Source organism: Streptomyces sp. NPDC008163 (assembly GCF_042956885.1).
GTDB classification, from domain to species: domain Bacteria; phylum Actinomycetota; class Actinomycetes; order Streptomycetales; family Streptomycetaceae; genus Streptomyces; species Streptomyces drozdowiczii_A.
Window position 1 is genome coordinate 419,259 of the sequence record NZ_JBIBHG010000001.1, and the last position, 15,326, is coordinate 434,584.

12 protein-coding genes are annotated in these 15,326 nt (G+C 73.3%); 7 read left to right on the top strand and 5 right to left on the bottom strand.

Annotated elements, in window-relative coordinates; all coding sequences use genetic code 11:
* Positions 1-184: 184 nt before the first annotated feature.
* Positions 185-1,093: a L,D-transpeptidase family protein gene (locus ACFZAT_RS02080; protein ID WP_391258711.1), complete on the bottom strand. Its 909-nt coding sequence runs from the start codon at positions 1,091-1,093 to the stop codon at positions 185-187.
* A 204-nt stretch (positions 1,094-1,297) separates the two neighbouring features.
* Here ACFZAT_RS02080 and leuE point away from each other — a divergent pair, with 204 nt between their 5' ends.
* Entirely contained in the window at positions 1,298-1,966 is a 669-nt protein-coding gene (gene leuE, locus ACFZAT_RS02085; protein ID WP_391258714.1) for a leucine efflux protein LeuE, read from the top strand.
* 27 nt (positions 1,967-1,993) lie between these two features.
* Here the strand turns inward: leuE and ACFZAT_RS02090 are convergent, their stop codons facing one another.
* The 4 genes from ACFZAT_RS02090 to ACFZAT_RS02105 all read right to left on the bottom strand — a co-directional run bounded on the left by ACFZAT_RS02090 (position 1,994) and on the right by ACFZAT_RS02105 (position 7,813).
* Positions 1,994-2,920 (bottom strand): class I SAM-dependent methyltransferase, encoded by a 927-nt coding sequence (locus ACFZAT_RS02090; protein WP_391258717.1) that lies wholly within the window; start codon positions 2,918-2,920, stop codon positions 1,994-1,996.
* A gap of 80 nt (positions 2,921-3,000) precedes the next feature.
* A complete protein-coding gene (locus tag ACFZAT_RS02095) occupies positions 3,001-5,484 on the bottom strand; it encodes a YfhO family protein (RefSeq protein WP_391258720.1) in 2,484 nt (827 codons plus the stop codon).
* A 2-nt stretch (positions 5,485-5,486) separates the two neighbouring features.
* Positions 5,487-6,836 carry a polysialyltransferase family glycosyltransferase gene (locus ACFZAT_RS02100; protein ID WP_391258723.1) on the bottom strand — a complete coding sequence of 450 codons (1,350 nt, stop codon included), beginning with the start codon at positions 6,834-6,836 and terminating at the stop codon, positions 5,487-5,489.
* A complete protein-coding gene (locus ACFZAT_RS02105) occupies positions 6,836-7,813 on the bottom strand; it encodes a glycosyltransferase (protein WP_391258726.1) in 978 nt (325 codons plus the stop codon). Before ACFZAT_RS02105 ends, ACFZAT_RS02100 begins: the two co-directional genes overlap by 1 nt.
* Before the next feature lie 209 nt (positions 7,814-8,022).
* Here ACFZAT_RS02105 and ACFZAT_RS02110 point away from each other — a divergent pair, with 209 nt between their 5' ends.
* The 6 genes from ACFZAT_RS02110 (at position 8,023) to ACFZAT_RS02135 (ending at position 15,279) form a co-directional block, all read left to right on the top strand.
* A complete protein-coding gene (locus tag ACFZAT_RS02110) occupies positions 8,023-9,372 on the top strand; it encodes a DUF6716 putative glycosyltransferase (protein WP_391258728.1) in 1,350 nt (449 codons plus the stop codon).
* A 32-nt stretch (positions 9,373-9,404) separates the two neighbouring features.
* Complete coding sequence (locus ACFZAT_RS02115) at positions 9,405-10,625, top strand: cytidylyltransferase domain-containing protein (protein WP_391258731.1); 1,221 nt, start codon at positions 9,405-9,407, stop codon at positions 10,623-10,625.
* Between the two features lie 11 nt (positions 10,626-10,636).
* A complete protein-coding gene (locus tag ACFZAT_RS02120; RefSeq protein WP_391258735.1) occupies positions 10,637-11,572 on the top strand; it encodes an N-acetylneuraminate synthase family protein in 936 nt (311 codons plus the stop codon).
* An 11-nt stretch (positions 11,573-11,583) separates the two neighbouring features.
* A complete protein-coding gene (locus ACFZAT_RS02125) occupies positions 11,584-12,642 on the top strand; it encodes a hypothetical protein (protein ID WP_391258738.1) in 1,059 nt (352 codons plus the stop codon).
* 217 nt (positions 12,643-12,859) lie between these two features.
* The gene (locus tag ACFZAT_RS02130; RefSeq protein ID WP_391260188.1) at positions 12,860-14,089 is read left to right on the top strand and encodes an amidohydrolase; all 1,230 of its coding nucleotides are present in this window, start codon (positions 12,860-12,862) and stop codon (positions 14,087-14,089) included.
* 149 nt (positions 14,090-14,238) lie between these two features.
* Positions 14,239-15,279, top strand: coding sequence for a BMP family protein (locus tag ACFZAT_RS02135; RefSeq protein WP_073964312.1), 1,041 nt, complete (start codon positions 14,239-14,241; stop codon positions 15,277-15,279).
* Positions 15,280-15,326: the final 47 nt, after the last annotated feature.

Here is a 15,326-nt window from a genome sequence, read left to right on the forward strand (position 1 = left end):
CGGCCGGTGTGACGTTTTCCGGCCCGCCGACGCTGTACGGAATGAGCCGACTGGTCATCGGCAGCGCCCGAGCCGGGGTTCCCCCCGTACCTGCGGCTCGGCGCACATGGCGCGGGCGGGACACGTTCCCCCGGTCCCGTCCGCGCCCCTCATCCCCCGCGCCTCACTCGTGGACGACGTTGTCTCACTTGTAGACGACGACCTTGTCGCCGTTGCGGACGGCGGCGAAGAGGGCCGCGATCTTCCCCTCGTCCCGGACGTTCACACACCCGTGCGAGGCACCGTTGTAGCCGCGGGCCGCGAAGTCCGAGGAGTAGTGCACCGCCTGGCCGCCGCTGAAGAACATCGCGTACGGCATGGCCGTGTGGTAGATCGTGGACACGTGGTGGCGCGACTTCCAGTACACGGAGAACGTGCCCTCGCGGGTCGGTGTGTACTGCGAGCCGAACCGCACGTCCATGGACGAGACGACCTTGCCGTCGATCATCCAGGACAGCGTGCGGCTGTTCTTGCTGATGCAGATGACCCGCCCCGTCAGACACCGCTTGTCCGGCTTGGCGACCGGCCGGGTGGTCGGCGGATTCAGCTCGGCCGCCGTCGGCTCATGCGTCATGCCGAGCAGCTTCTGCCAGGTGACGGTGTCCGTCCTGCCGGTCCGCGCCAGGCCGCGCTTGCCCTGGAAGGACTGCACGGCGGCCACGGTGACGGTTCCGTAGTAGCCCGTGGGGCTGCGGTTGAAATGCCCGATCTGCCGTAGCCGTGCCTGGAGTTCGCGCACCTGCTTGCCCTCGGACCCGCTCGCCATGAGCACCTTGCCCTGCGGATCGGCGGCCGGCGTGGTGCTGCTCGCGCCCGGCTCCGGCGATGCCGTGACGGGCTCCTTCGGCTTCGCGCTCCGCGTCGGGCTCGCGGAGCCGCCCGGCTTCGCGTCGTCGGTGGGGGAGCTGCTGCCCGCCGGTGCCGAGGGCGCGGCCGAGGAACCGGACGCGGGCTGCTCCTTGCAGCCGGCGGTCACCCCGGCCATCGCCACCACGGCCACGACGGCGGCCCCTCGGAGCGCGTAACCGCGCCCGGTCCTGCGCGTGCGTATCATCCCAGCCCCTTACGTCCTCGGTCCCGGCATCGCCGGCCCCTTGAACCCGCGTATCCCATGGGACGGGTTCCCGCTCCACCCGGTTGCCGAATCCTGTCTCTCTCTTCTCGTCGCGCATCTGTGACGGAGAACGCACTCCTTCATGCCGCTCGCCCCGGAATACCCGCTTCCGCACGGTCGTGGCCGCGTGCGAGACTCCGTTCCATGCTGGGTGTCACCGACCTTCCGACCTATCTCGCCGGCCTCGTGCTGATCGTTCTGCTGCCGGGCCCGAATTCGCTGTACGTGCTCTCCGTCGCCGCGCGGCGCGGGGTGCGGACGGGGTACGTGGCGGCGGCCGGGGTGTGGACCGGGGACACCGTGCTGATGACGCTGTCCGCGCTGGGCGCCTCCTCGCTGCTGCAGACGACGCCCGTGCTGTTCGCGATCGTCAAGTACGCGGGCGCCGGCTATCTGACCTGGATGGCGATCGGGATGCTGCGCGCCGCCGTGTCGATGTGGCGCGAGCGGCACCGGCGGGTCGCGGAGATCACGGACGAGGAGCGGGCCGAGGCGCAGGCGCCGGGGTCCATGGAGCGGCCGTACCGGCGGGCGCTGGTGGTCAGCCTGTTCAACCCGAAGGCGATCCTCTTCCTGATCTCGTTCTTCGTGCAGTTCGTGGACCCCGGATACGCCTACCCCGCCCTCTCGTTCCTGGTCCTGGGCACCCTGCTCCAGCTCGCCAGCTTCCTGTACCTGTCGGCGCTGATCTTCGGCGGCACCCGGCTGTCCGCCGCCTTCCGCAGGCGCCGGCGGCTCTCGGCCGGGGCCACCTCGGCGGCCGGGGTGCTGTTCCTCGGCTTCGCCGCGAAGCTGTCGCTCAGCAGCGTCTGACCGGCCCGGGGCCCGGGAGCGTACGCCTCACCCCGCCCGCAGATACGCCGACGTCGCCACACGCCCCAGCAGCCGCAGCCGCGAGGCCCCGTCCGCCAGATGCTTGTCCAGGGCCTCCTGGACGCCCGGCCACGCCGCGTCCCCGTAGTCGTCGAGGACCACGATTCCGCCGGGGGCCACGATCCCCTCGACCCACTCCAGGTCGGCGGCCACCCCCGCCATGGAGTGGTCGCCGTCCACCACGATCACCCCGTACTCCCGGTCGCCCGCCTCCGCCCGCACCTCCGGGGCGCTGGAGAAGCCCCGCACGATCCGGGGGTGGTGCGTCGTGCCGCCCCCGGTCAGCGCCAGGTTGGCCCGCACCACGTCCTCGCGGACCGGAGTGCCCGTGGGGTCGGCGGGCTGCGCGGTGCCCGGCTGGAGCTGCGAACCGGCCAACGGGTCGACGATCGTCAGCTCCGGCTCCACCCCCGCCCGGTGCGTCATCCGGGTCAGCGCGGCGGCGAACAGCCCGTACAGCGTGCCGATCTCCAGGATGCGCCCGTTCGGCGGGGCCAGCAGCGGTACGGTCGCCAGCTTGCCGCACACATTGGACGTCGAGCCCGCCAGACGCCCGACGCCCAGCGCCTCCAGGGCGACCACCGTGCGGTACGCGGACACCACACCGCGCCGCGCCGCCGCGTCGTTCCCGGCCAGCGCCCCCACCTCGCGGACCAGCCGGTCCACCTCGTGGGCCGGGGGCAGGCGGTGCGCGCCGCGCCCGGTCCCGTCGAGCAGCAGCTCCACGGCATACCGGCCGCGCCGCTCCTCCTCGTACTGCCTCCGCAGGGTGGCGAGTTCGCCGCGCAACGGTCCGGCGGCGCGCTCCACGCGCTGCTGGATGCGGCGGTCGACCAGGGCGGCGGCGGGGCGCAGGGCGCGCCGTGCGAGGCGGTTGTTCAGAAGGGAGGCCATGGCTGGGAACGTACGCGCGCGCGCCGGGCCGCTCCCACCACGCGGAGATGAAGTCTCGGTGTCGTCGCGGGTGTCCGGGTTTACGGTGCCGCCCGGCGCCGCCGCCCGGCCACCCCCACCGCCACCAGCCCCAGCAGCGCCGCGCCCCCCGCGAGGCTCCCCGCCCTCAGCCCCGGCGGCCGGTACGTGCAGTCGAGCACCGGCCAGTCGCCGCTCACCGGGGCCGCGACCAGCCCGAGGTACGAGTCCGCCGGGCGGCCCTGGCAGCTCCACCCGGCGATCCGGGGCGCGGCGAGCACCGCCAGGCCCCGTGTCCCGGCGGGGAGTTCGGCACGCACCCCGCTCCCGGTCACCGTCACCCGCGCCGCCCCCGTCCGCTTCAGCCGGGCCACCGCGGCGGCCAGCCGGTCCCGGTCCAGGCAGCCGACGGCCTCGTGCGGGACGGTCCCCGGCCGGGCCACCCGCAACGCCACGTCGAGCGCCCCGCCGCCGTCGCCCAGCTTCCGCAGCTCGGCCCGGCGGCCCGGCAACTCGCCCCGGAAGTCCGCCCCTTCGGACGACCCGAGCCGCGCGCGGCCGAACAGGTCCGGCGCCCACAGATACACCTCGCTGCCCGCCGGACAGGCGGCCCGGAGGGTGTACGAGCCGGGCCGCACCGCGTAGTCGTACGCGCCCGCGTCCGCCGCGCTGCTCCCGTCCACCGCGCGCAGGGCGGTCTCCGGCACCGTATAGACGGACGAGCCGAGCAGCTTCTCCTGATTGCGGAACGGTGAACGCCCGTAATGGGACCGCTCGTTGGCGGGCCGTACGGTCACCAGCGGCGGCACGTCCTCGTGGGTCACCGCGACCGGGCGGTCGTCCGGGCGGTTCCAGCCCTGGTGCGGGTCGCGCGGCATGTGCACCCGGGCGCCCACGGAGAACACCGCGTCCGTCACCGGGCTGTCCAGGTCGTGCAGGGCGCGGCCGTTGGACGTCCAGCCGGCGCCCAGGGCCAGGAAGGTGCGGGTCAGCACGTCCGGGGTGTGGCTGCTGTAGTACGCCCCGCCCTGGCCGCCGGTCAGCAGCGGATCGTTCGCCGTGCTCTGCTCCAGGCCCGGATCGGTCCGGTAGCGCGGCCAGCCGTCCGCCTCGGCGACCGCCGCCGCCTGGAGGCGCTGGCGCTCGCCCCAGGGCGCGTAGTCGTCCAGCCGGCCCAGCCGCTGCCGGTCGGCGTACGCGGTCGTCGCGGCGGCCTGCCCGGCCTGCGCCCCGACCAGCAGCAGCGCCGCCAGCACGGCGTACCGGCCGCGCCGGGCCAGCACCAGGGCGCCCGCCACGGCCGCCAGGCCCGCCGCGACCAGCGGGTACGTCCAGGCGGTGACCAGGGCGCTGGACGCGGCCCCGGCGGCGATCAGCGCGACCGCCCCGGCGCCGCCGAGCAGCGCCCGCCGGTCCGGCCAGCCGGAGGCGACCGACAGCCAGGCGGCGATCACCAGGAGCCCGGACAGCACGAACGTCTGGCGGTACGGGCTGCCGTTGGGCGTCGCGAAGGCGTGCCACAGCAGATGCGTCGGCCCCCACTGCAAGGACAGCGCGACCCCCGCGACGAGCCCCGCCCACACCAGGCGTTCGGTGCGCGGGACGGCCCGGTGGAAGGCCAGGGCGCCCGCGAGCAGCAGGGCGCCGGTGCCCAGGAAGAGCGCCGGACTGAAGAAGCTGTACGTGGCCGGGAGCAACCGGGCCGCGACGTCCGGCCAGGCCGCCGGTGCGAACTCACGCGTCCAGCCCGGGTATGCGTGCCGTGTCCCGAGGAACACCGGCAGCAGGACCGGCGCGGCGAGTCCCACGCCCAGCGCGACCGTCCGGACCGCCCTCCCCAGCCCCCGTATCCGCTCCCGGCGCGTCCCGTCCTCCACCAGCAGCCGCACCACCAGCACCAGCGCCGCACCGAGCGTCGCCATGTAGGCGGTGTAGAAGTTCGACACCCAGGCCAGCGTCACCAGCAGGGTGCCCAGGACCGGCCGCCGGCCCGTGCGGGCCCACTCGGCGGCCAGGCTCAGCAGCGGGAACGCGACCAGCCCGTCCAGCCACATCGGGTTGTACACGGCCTCGATCACCGACCACCCGCACAGCGCGTACGAGGCCCCGAGGACGACCGCCGCCCACTCCCGGCCGCGTCCCCGCCGCAGCGCGGTCAGCAGCCAGGTCATCGCGGCCGCCGCCGCCCCGGTCTTCACCAGCGTGACCGCGTACACGGCCAGGTCGATGCGGTCCCGGGGGAAGACCCCGACGAGCAGGGCGAACGGGCTGCTGAGATACGTACCGAAGTCGGGCAGGAAGCCCGTGCCGAAACCGGACTGCCAGTTGAGGAGCAGTCCGCCGTCGGCGCGGCCGTGCAGCAGGTCCCAGAGGCGGGCGTGGAACGGGACGAACTGGTTGCCCAGGTCGTTGACGCTGCGGGTGTGCGGGCCGAAGGGGAAGCTGCGGGCCACCGCGTCCCCGGCGCAGACCGTGAGGGCGGCGAGCACGGCGGCCAGAGCGGCGGCCCGGCCGCGCGGCGACCGGAGTATCGGGAGTTTCCTCATGCTCAGCCGGCCGCAGCCCGCTTCAGCGTCCGGGCCCGGCGCGCGATGCGGCGGACCGTCGCGTTGCGCGGGATGAACGTGAGCTGCGCCGGAATCGCCCCGGGCAGCCCGAGCGCGGTCAGCCGCCGCCGCTTGAAATACCGCCGCACGCTGTCCCGGTGGCCGCTGAGATAGCGCTCGGCGACGGGGCGCAGGGGGGCCTGGAGCTGCGGCTGCATCGCGTAGCCGACCGCCCCGACCAGCCCGGCGGCCCCGCGCGCGATCTCCTCGGGCGAGGGCATCGACCAGCCGGTCACCGCTGCCGGGTCGTCCAGGTCGGGGAGCAGCGCGTCCACGATGGTGACGGGGATGCGGTTGCTGTTCTGGTACGGGCTGAGCTGTTGCAGCAGCGGGCCCGTGCCCAGGCGGGCCGCCGGCAGTCCGTAGAACGAGGCGGCGGTCAGCAGCGCGGTGGAGAAGCAGCCGACGACGAGGGCGGGGCGCATCGACTCGAACAGCGTCTCGGCCAGGACCGGGCTGTCCGCCACGGTGAGCGTGGCGCCGAGCCGTGCCGCCTCCTCCTCCAGGGCGCGCGTCCAGTGGGCGGGCGCGCTGGGGTGCGGTTTGAAGACGATACGGGTGTGGCCGAGGGCGACCGCGCCGCGCACCATCCCCGCGTGCAGGTCCTCCTCCTGGCGGGGCGTCAGAATCCCGAGGGTGGAGAGGTACTGACCGAGAACGAGTGCGGGGCCCGGCGACGCGGGGGCGGCCACCGGGTCGGCCAGCTCGCCCAGCACCTTGAGGAACGCGTCCGTCGGGACGACCTCCGGCTCCACCCCGAACTCCGTGAGCAGCAAGGGCCTGAGCCCCGGCACCAGGTCCAGGTGGAGCAGGCGGCGGATGCGGGTGCCGACCAGCTGGTCGAGCCGGCTGCGCGTCGGTCCGTAGCTCATCAGCCCGTCCGCGTACACATGCAGCGGGCTGTCCCCGAAGACCGTCGCCAGCGCCTGCGCGGGGTTGGCCTGGATGGACTCGCAGGCCAGCTCGACCGGTGCGTCCCCGAGGTCCCAGGCCGCGCGCACCGCCCGCTCCCACAGCGGGGCGTCCTGTTCCCGGGGCGCCCAGCCCGCCGGGTGGAACGGGCTGATGAACTCGTTCCAGGACCGCACCGCGTCGAATTCGGCGGCCAGCGCCTCGAACCCGGGCCGGTGGTGGAGAGGGGTGCCGAGCTCCGGGGCGGGCGAGGTGTCGCTCACGACGAGGATGCGCCGGTGCTCCGAGCGCGGCCCGAACATGCCGGAGCGCAGGGCCGCGACGAGCGTGGCGGCGGCGTACTGCGTGCACGCCGAGAAGACCTGGACGGTGCCGGGCATCAGGCCGCGACCTCCCGCGAAACGGAACGGCGGCGCACCCGGCGCAGCCGGTCCGCACGGCGCTCACCCAGCGAATTCAGCGTTTCCGCGAGAATGTCCTGGGGCATGCGCCGCAGCGAAGCCGCACTCATCGAGCGCAATTTCCTGGCCACTGCTGGTTCGAACCTTTCGATGGATTCCAAATGGTGCGCCATGACCGCGCAGTACGTACGCACGGCCTTCGGCATCAGCCGGTCCGCCTCCGGATCCAGGGCCGTTTCCTCCAGCACCTGGTCGAACGCGCGAATGAAGTCCAGCTGGCGCACATCGCCGATCTGGGTGAGCGAGGAGGCGACCCCGCGCCGGTAGAAGATCCCGGGCAGCCCGACCGCCGCGAAGGACTCCGCCTCCCGGTGCAGCCGCCAGATCCACGGCCGGTCCTCCGCCGTGCGCAGTCCGTCCCGGAACCGCAGCAGCCCCGAATCCGCGAGCCTGCGGTGATAGGCCCCGGCCCAGGCGTACGCGTAGTCCACCGGAGTCGACCGGTCGGCCGGCAGGATCACCTCGCGCGGGCTGACCACCGTGTTCCGCGGCCCGAACGGGACGCGGTGGACCGTGCGCACCCGGTCGGTGAACTGCACATGGTCCGTACGGACGAAATCGCAGCCCAGGGCCGTGATCGCGGCCAGCAGCCGCTCGTAGTGCCCGGGCGCCGCCCAGTCGTCGCCGTCCAGGAACGTCAGGTACTCGCCGCGCGCCGCGTCGATCCCCGTGTTGCGCGCGGTGGCCAGACCCCCGTTCCGCTCGTGCGGCACCAGGACGGCACCCGGGAGCTCGCGCTCGGCGCGCCGCAGGATGTCCAGGGTCCCGTCGGACGAACAGTCGTCGACGAGGATGAATTCGACACCGTCGCGGGCATTGGCCCGCAGACTTCTCAGGGTGTCGGGGGCGTAGGCCCGAACGTTGTAGAACGGCACGATGACGGAGAGCTTGACCACGCGGACCACGCTAGGGGGCGGTCCGGCATTTACCCTGGACCCGACAGGTACACCAGGTGAACGAAGAATGTCGGGACCATGAACCGGCCCGATTCCCCGCCCCGGAACCCCCATTCCATCAGCTGATTCTCCGGGTGTCGGCGGGCTGTTAACCCGCTGTTGCCGTCACGTTGGGCCGCGAATCCGAATGCCTTCCTAAATTCGGAGACGTGCCACGACGTACCGAAAAGACGACCGCCCTCAGGGCAGCCGTGATCGCCGACTCCGACACCCGGTGGAAATGGGGCGCGCTCACCGCGCACCGCCTCACCGCCCCCGTGTCCGGGGCGCCCGCGCAGCGGGTGGAGGTCAGCGGACTGCTGCTGCGCGGCCGGGCGACCCCGACCCCCCGCCAGCTCGCCGAGGTCGGCGACGTGGGGATCCCCGCCGACCGGGTGCGCGAGGTCACCGCCGTCGAATTCCTGCACGCCGTACGGGACGAGGGGTACGACGTCGTCGTCCTCGCCCTCGTCGGCGGCGCCGTCCAGGCCATGCTGCACGGCATCGCGGCGCTCCGGCTGCCCACGAGGCCCGTCCTCGTCACCGGCTACGTCGGCGTCGTCTACGAGAAGCTCACCGACGGGCTTCTGCTGCGCCACGGCGCCGACGTCGTCCTCGCCAACTCCCGCCACGACGCTCAGCGTTTCCGCACCGTGTACGAGGGAGTGGGCGCCGACGCCTCGGCCGTCACCGAGGCCGCCCTGCCCTTCCTCGGCGGCGCCCCGTACCGGCCCGAACCCGGCCGCGACACCCTCGTGTTCGCCGCCCAGCCCTCCGTACCGGAGAACCGCGCCGACCGCGCGTACCTGCTGCGCAGGCTGGTCGAGCACGCCCGGCTGCACCCCCGCCGCGAGGTGCTGCTGAAGCTGCGCTCCAAGCCCGGCGAGCACACCACGCACATCGAGGAACACCCCTACCAGCGGCTCGCCGAGCGCCTGCCCGGCGGACTCCCGCCCAACTTCCGCTTGGTGTACGGGCACATGGGCGAGGTCCTGGACCGCACCGACCTCCTCGTCACCGTCTCCTCCACGGCCGCCCTGGAGTCCCTGCACCGCCGCATCCCCACCGCCGTCCTGACCGACCTCGGGGTCCGCGAAGCGCTCGGCAACCACCACTTCACCGGGTCCGGACTGCTCACCTCCTTCGACCACCTCGACGGCGGCGGACACCCGGAACCCGACCCGGAATGGCTGGCCGGCCAGGGCGTCGCCGCCGACGGCAGCTATCCCACCGCGTACGACACCGCCCGGGCCCGGGTCACCGCACTGCTGGCCCGGGGCCGGCTGCCCGACCCGGCGCCCTACTACACGCCCGCCACCGCCCCCGGCTACCTCCCCGGCATCCTCGCCCGCCACCACCTGGCCCCCGACGGCCACCCGCTGCCCGGCGCCGCCGCGCCCCGCGAGGCCGGCCGGGTCAGGACGGCGGTGCGCGAGGCGGTCCGGGACGCGGCGCGGGGCGCGTACCGGCACGGCGTCCAGCGCGTCGCCCCGGTCGTCCGGCGGATGGGGGAGCTGTGACCGCCACCGAAACCACACTCACCGGAGCACCGATGAACCGACCCACCGTGCTCGCCGTCATCCCCGCACGCGGCGGCTCCAAGGGCGTCCCCGCCAAGAACCTGGCCCGGGTCGGCGGCGTCCCGCTCGTCGCCCGCGCCGTGAACGCCTGCCTGGCCTCCGGCGAGGTCACCGACGTCGTGGTGACGACGGACGCGCCCGCCGTCGCCGAGGCCGCCCGCGCGGCGGCCGAGGCGCTCGGCGAGGGCGCCCGGCTGCACTGCGTCCAGCGCCCCGAGGAGATCGCCGGCGACACAGCGACCAGCGAGGCCGCCGTGCTGCACGCCCTCGACGCCTACGAGGCGCTGCGGGAACGTACCGCCGATGTCGTCCTGCTCGTCCAGTGCACCAGCCCCTTCGTCACCCGCGAGGACATCGACGGGGTCGCCGCCGCCGTCGCCGGTGAGGGCGCCGACACCGCCCTCACCGTCGCCCCCTTCCACGGCTTCCTGTGGCGCGACGGCACCGCGGTCGAGGACCACAACTACGGCGTCAACCACGACAAGCGGGTCCGCCCGCGCCGCCAGGACCGCCCCGAGGATTTGCTCGAAACGGGCGCCGCCTACGCCATGGACGCCGCCGGCTTCCGCACCCACCGGCACCGCTTCTTCGGCCACACCGCGCTGGTCCGCACCGACCCGGCGCGCGTCCTGGAGATCGACGACCCGCACGACCTGGCCCGCGCCCGCGCGCTCGCCCCGCTCCTGGACCCGGCCCCGCTGCCGACCCTGGACGACATCGACGCCGTGGTCCTCGACTTCGACGGCACCCAGACCGACGACCGGGTCCTCGTGGACTCCGAGGGCCGCGAGACCGTCGCCGTGCACCGGGGCGACGGACTCGGCATCGCCGCGCTCCGCAAGGCGGGCGTACCGCTGCTGATCCTGTCCACCGAACAGAACCCCGTCGTCGCCGCCCGCGCCCGCAAGCTGCGCGTGCCCGTCCTGCACGGCGTCGACCGCAAGGACCTCGCGCTCAAGCAGTGGTGCGACGAGCAGTCCCTCGCACCCGAACGCGTCATGTACGTCGGCAACGACGTCAACGACCTCCCCTGCTTCGCGCTCGCCGGCTGGCCCGTGGCCGTCGCGAGCGCCCACGACTCGGTGCGCGCAGCGGCGCGCGCCGTGACGACCACCCCGGGCGGCTCCGGCGCCATCCGCGAGATCGCGGCCTGGCTCCTGGGCCCCACCCTCACCACAGCCCCCACCCAGTAAGGAACACCCTCATGAGCACCTCCCGCCTGCGCACCCTCGGCAACCGCACCGCCGGGCCCGGCAACCCCGTCTACATCACCGGCGAGATCGGCATCAACCACAACGGCGACCTCGACAACGCCCTCGCGCTGATCGACGTGGCCGCCGAAGCCGGCTGCGACGCCGTGAAGTTCCAGAAGCGCACCCCGGAGATCTGCACCCCGCGCGACCAGTGGGACATCGAGCGCGACACCCCCTGGGGCCGCATGACGTACATCGACTACCGCCACCGCGTCGAGTTCGGCGAGGACGAGTACCGGGCCATCTCCGAGCACTGCGCCGAGCGCGGCATCGACTGGTTCGCGTCCCCGTGGGACACCGAGGCCGTCGCCTTCCTGGAGAAGTTCGACGTCCCCGCCCACAAGGTGGCCTCCGCCTCGCTCACCGACGACGAACTGCTGCGCGCCCTGCGCGCCACCGGCCGCACGGTGATCCTCTCCACCGGCATGTCGACCCCGCGCCAGATCCGGCACGCCGTCGAGGTGCTGGGCTCCGACAACATCCTGCTCTGCCACGCCACCTCCACGTACCCGGCGAAGGCCGAGGAGCTGAACCTGCGGGTCATCAACACCCTCCAGCAGGAGTACCCCAACGTCCCGATCGGCTACAGCGGCCACGAGACGGGCCTCCAGACCACCCTCGCCGCCGTCGCCCTCGGCGCCGCGTTCGTGGAGCGGCACATCACCCTGGACCGCGCCATGTGGGGCTCCGACCAGGCGGCCTCGGTCGAGCCGCAGGGCCTGTCCCGCCTCGTCCGCGACATCCGCACCATCGAGGCGAGCCTCGGCGACGGCGTCAAGAAGGTGTACGAGTCCGAGCTCGGCCCGATGAAGAAGCTCCGCCGGGTCCCGGGCGTCGTGGCGGAGAGCGACGCGGCGGCCCCGGCCGCCGAGCCGGTCGCGGTCTGACGGGCCGGCCGGTGAACCTCGCCTTCGTCGAGAGCCCGGTCCAGCTCCTGAACGTCCTGGAGTGGGCCGTCACCGAGGGAGGCGGCGGACGCGTCCTCACGGACGTCACCGTCGTCGTCCTCCCCCCGGTCGACCCGATGTCGCGCGGTCAGCTGCGCCGGATGGCGGAGCTGGCCCGCGACGAGGGCATGACCGTGCGCTGGCAGGAGGCGCGCGGCGACTCGGGCACCCCCCTGAAGTCGCTGCGCGCCCTCACCCGGCTCGTCCGCAACGCCGACCACATCGTGATCGGCGACCCCTTCTCGCGTTACGTGCAGCTGCTGCTCACGCTCGTACGCCCCCGCCGCCTCACCGTGGTCGACGACGGCACCGCCACCATGGAGTTCGTCGCCCAGCTCACCCGGGGCGAGCGCCTGGTGCGCTGGCACCGGCGCGGCGGCCTCGGCCCGCGCGAGCTGGCCCTCGCCCCGGTGACGTCCACCGCGCGGCGCCGCTTCACCCCGTCGGCGGCGCGCGAGGTCGAGCTGTTCACCGCCATGCCCGTGGTCCCGCCGCCCGGCGTCACCCTCATCCCGAACACCTTCTCCTGGACCCGGTCCCGCTTCGGCCCGCCGTCGCTCACCAAGGGCGCGGACCTGGTCGGCACCTCACTGGTCGAGACGGGCGTGGTGGACCGGGCCCGCTATCTGGAGGCGGTCGCCGCCCTCGCCCGTACGCACGGCGCCACCCGCTACTTCGCGCACCGCCGCGAGTCCACCGAGAAGCTGCACGCCCTGGAGGCGGTCACCGGCCTGGAGATCGTCCGGCCCGACCTCCCCCTGGAGCTCATCGCCCGCCGCGGCCCGATCGGCCGCACGGTCCTGAGCTTCCCGTCCACCGTGGTGCACACCCTGCCCCTCGCCCTGGCCGGCACCGAGGTGAAGGTCGCGGTCTGCGACATCGCCCCGGAATGGCTCCACGAAACGGCCTCCCCCCGCGCCCAGGGGTTCCTGAGCGGCGTCACGGAGACCGCCCGCGACGTCCACCGCCTGGCGCCCTGGCGGGTCACGGCGGTGACGGGGGAGGCGTGAGGGGCGGTGACGGGGGAGGCCTGGGGGGACGCGGGGGCCTGTGCGCGACCACCCCGCCCGAGCGCCGCTCCACCGCGAGGCGAGCGCCGGAGTGTACCCATCCCGCGCGCGTCCCACACGCTGAGACGCGGCCAAACATTCGCCTGTGTGGCTGAAGTTTTCTTGTTTCATGGTCAGTTGAGGAGGGAACAGGCTTACCCTTCAAAAGGTGAGCCAGTTGATCTGCCCCGAGTCCGAAGCCGGTCCCTCCCAGGGTGAGAGCCTGCCCGGCGTGCTGCCCGACGCCCTGCGCGCCGAGCTGATCGCCTTCCGCAGGGATCTCCACATGCACCCTGAGCTGGGCAAACAGGAGTTCCGCACCACTGCGGCGATCAAGGCCCGGCTGGAGCAGGCCGGACTCGCGCCAAGAGTGCTCGCCTCCGGGACCGGGCTCCTGTGCGACGTCGGGACGCGCGGGGAGGACACCCGGCCGATGCTCGCGCTCCGGGCCGACATCGACGCGCTCCCCATCCCGGACACCAAGAGCGGCGTGCCGTACCGCTCCACCGTGCCCGACCGCGCGCACGCCTGCGGGCACGACGTCCACACCACCACCGTGCTCGGCGCCGGCCTCGTGCTCGCCGAGCTGGACCGGCAGGGGCTGCTGCCCAACCCGGTGCGGCTGATCTTCCAGCCGGCCGAGGAGGTGCTGCCCGGCGGGGCGCCCGACGCGATCGAGTCCGGGGCCCTGGAGGGCGTCGGCCGGATCATCGGCGTCCACTGCGACCCGAAGGTGGACGTCGGCCGGATCGGGCTCCGGGTCGGCGCGATCACCTCCGCCTGCGACCGCCTCGAACTCTCCCTGGACGGGCCCGGCGGCCACACCGCCCGCCCCCACCTGACCACGGACCTGGTCACCGCCGCCGCCAAGGTCGCCACCGAGGTGCCCGCCCTGCTGGCCCGCCGGGTGGACGCGCGGGCCGGGCTCGCCCTCACCTGGGGGCGCCTGGAGACGGGCCACGCCTGCAATGTCATCCCGCAGCACGCGGAGCTCTCCGGCACGGTCCGCTGCCTGGACCTCAAGGCGTGGCGCGAGGCGCCGGACCTGGTGCACGCCGCGATCGACGAGGTGGCCGGAATGTACCGGGCCAAGACGGTGATCAACTACGTCCGGGGCGTCCCGCCCGTCGTCAACGAGGCCGCCGCGACCGACCTCCTGGCCGGCGCGATGGCCGCGCGCCGGGGACCGTACGCGATCGAGGACACCGAGCAGAGCCTCGGCGGCGAGGACTTCTCCTGGTACCTGGAGCACGTCCCGGGGGCCATGGCGCGGCTCGGGGTCCGTACCCCCGGCGACACGCGCGGGCTCGACCTCCACCGGGGCAACTTCGACGTGGACGAGGAAGCGATCACGGTCGGCGTGGAGCTCTTCACCGCCTCCGCGTTGCTCCACGTCAACCACCTGTAACCGGACACGTCGCCCCGGGTTCGGCGCGCGTTCGCGACGATCCGATAACGGCTTCCGTACAGGTCTTTATCTGACATCTACGCGCGTTACGATCGCGGCGAAACCAGCGCCGGAAGAGGCGCTTCGGTCAGGTTTGAAGGAGCCTTCCCTTGCGCCGGGTATCCAAGTTCAGCGCCGCGATCGCCGTCACCGCGGCCCTCGCTCTCACCGCCACCGCGTGCGGCGAGTCGTCCGACGAGAGCAGCGGCTCGGACGACGGCAAGATGAAGATCGGCATGGCCTACGACGTCGGCGGCCGTGGCGACAACTCGTTCAACGACTCCGCCGCGCGCGGCCTGGACAAGGCCAAGGCCGAGTTCGGCGCCGAGACGAAGGAGCTCACCGCCAAGACCGGTGAGAGCTCGGCCGACCGCGACCAGCGCCTCCAGTCGCTCGCCGAGGGCGGCTACAACCCGGTCATCGCGATCGGCTTCGCGTACAAGGAGGCGGTCGACAAGATCGCGCCCAAGTACCCGAAGGTCAGCTTCGGCCTGGTCGACTCGGTCTCCGACGCGAAGAACGTCGCCAACATCGTCTTCACCGAGGAGCAGGGCTCGTACCTCGCCGGTGTCGCGGCGGCGCTGAAGTCCAAGGACGACAAGATCGGCTTCATCGGCGGCGTCGACCTCCCGCTGATCAAGAAGTTCGCGGCCGGCTTCCGCCAGGGCGTCCTGGACACCAAGCCGAAGGCCACGGTGCAGATCCAGTACCTGTCCACCGGCTCGGACCTCTCCGGCTTCGGCAGCCCCGACAAGGGCAAGGCCGCCGCCAAGGGCATGCTCGACAAGGGCATCGACGTCATCTTCGCCGCCGCGGGCGGCTCGGGCGCCGGCTCGATCGAGGCCGTCGCCGGCAAGAAGGGCGCCTGGTCCATCGGCGTCGACTCCGACCAGGCCAAGGACCCGGCCCTGTCGAAGTACGCCGACACGATCCTGACCTCGGTCGTCAAGAACGTCGACTCCGGCGTCTTCGACCTGGTCAAGTCCGTCAAGGACGGCAAGCCGCTGACCGGCACGCAGACGTACTCGCTGGCCAAGGGCGGCGTCAGCCTGACCCCCACGGGTGACCACCTCAAGGACATCCAGACCCAGCTCGACGAGGCGAAGAAGAAGATCGTCGACGGCACCATCACGGTCAAGACCACGACCTGATCCACCGTCGATCGGGGCCCGGCGAGCGGCTTCGGCCGCTCGTTCCG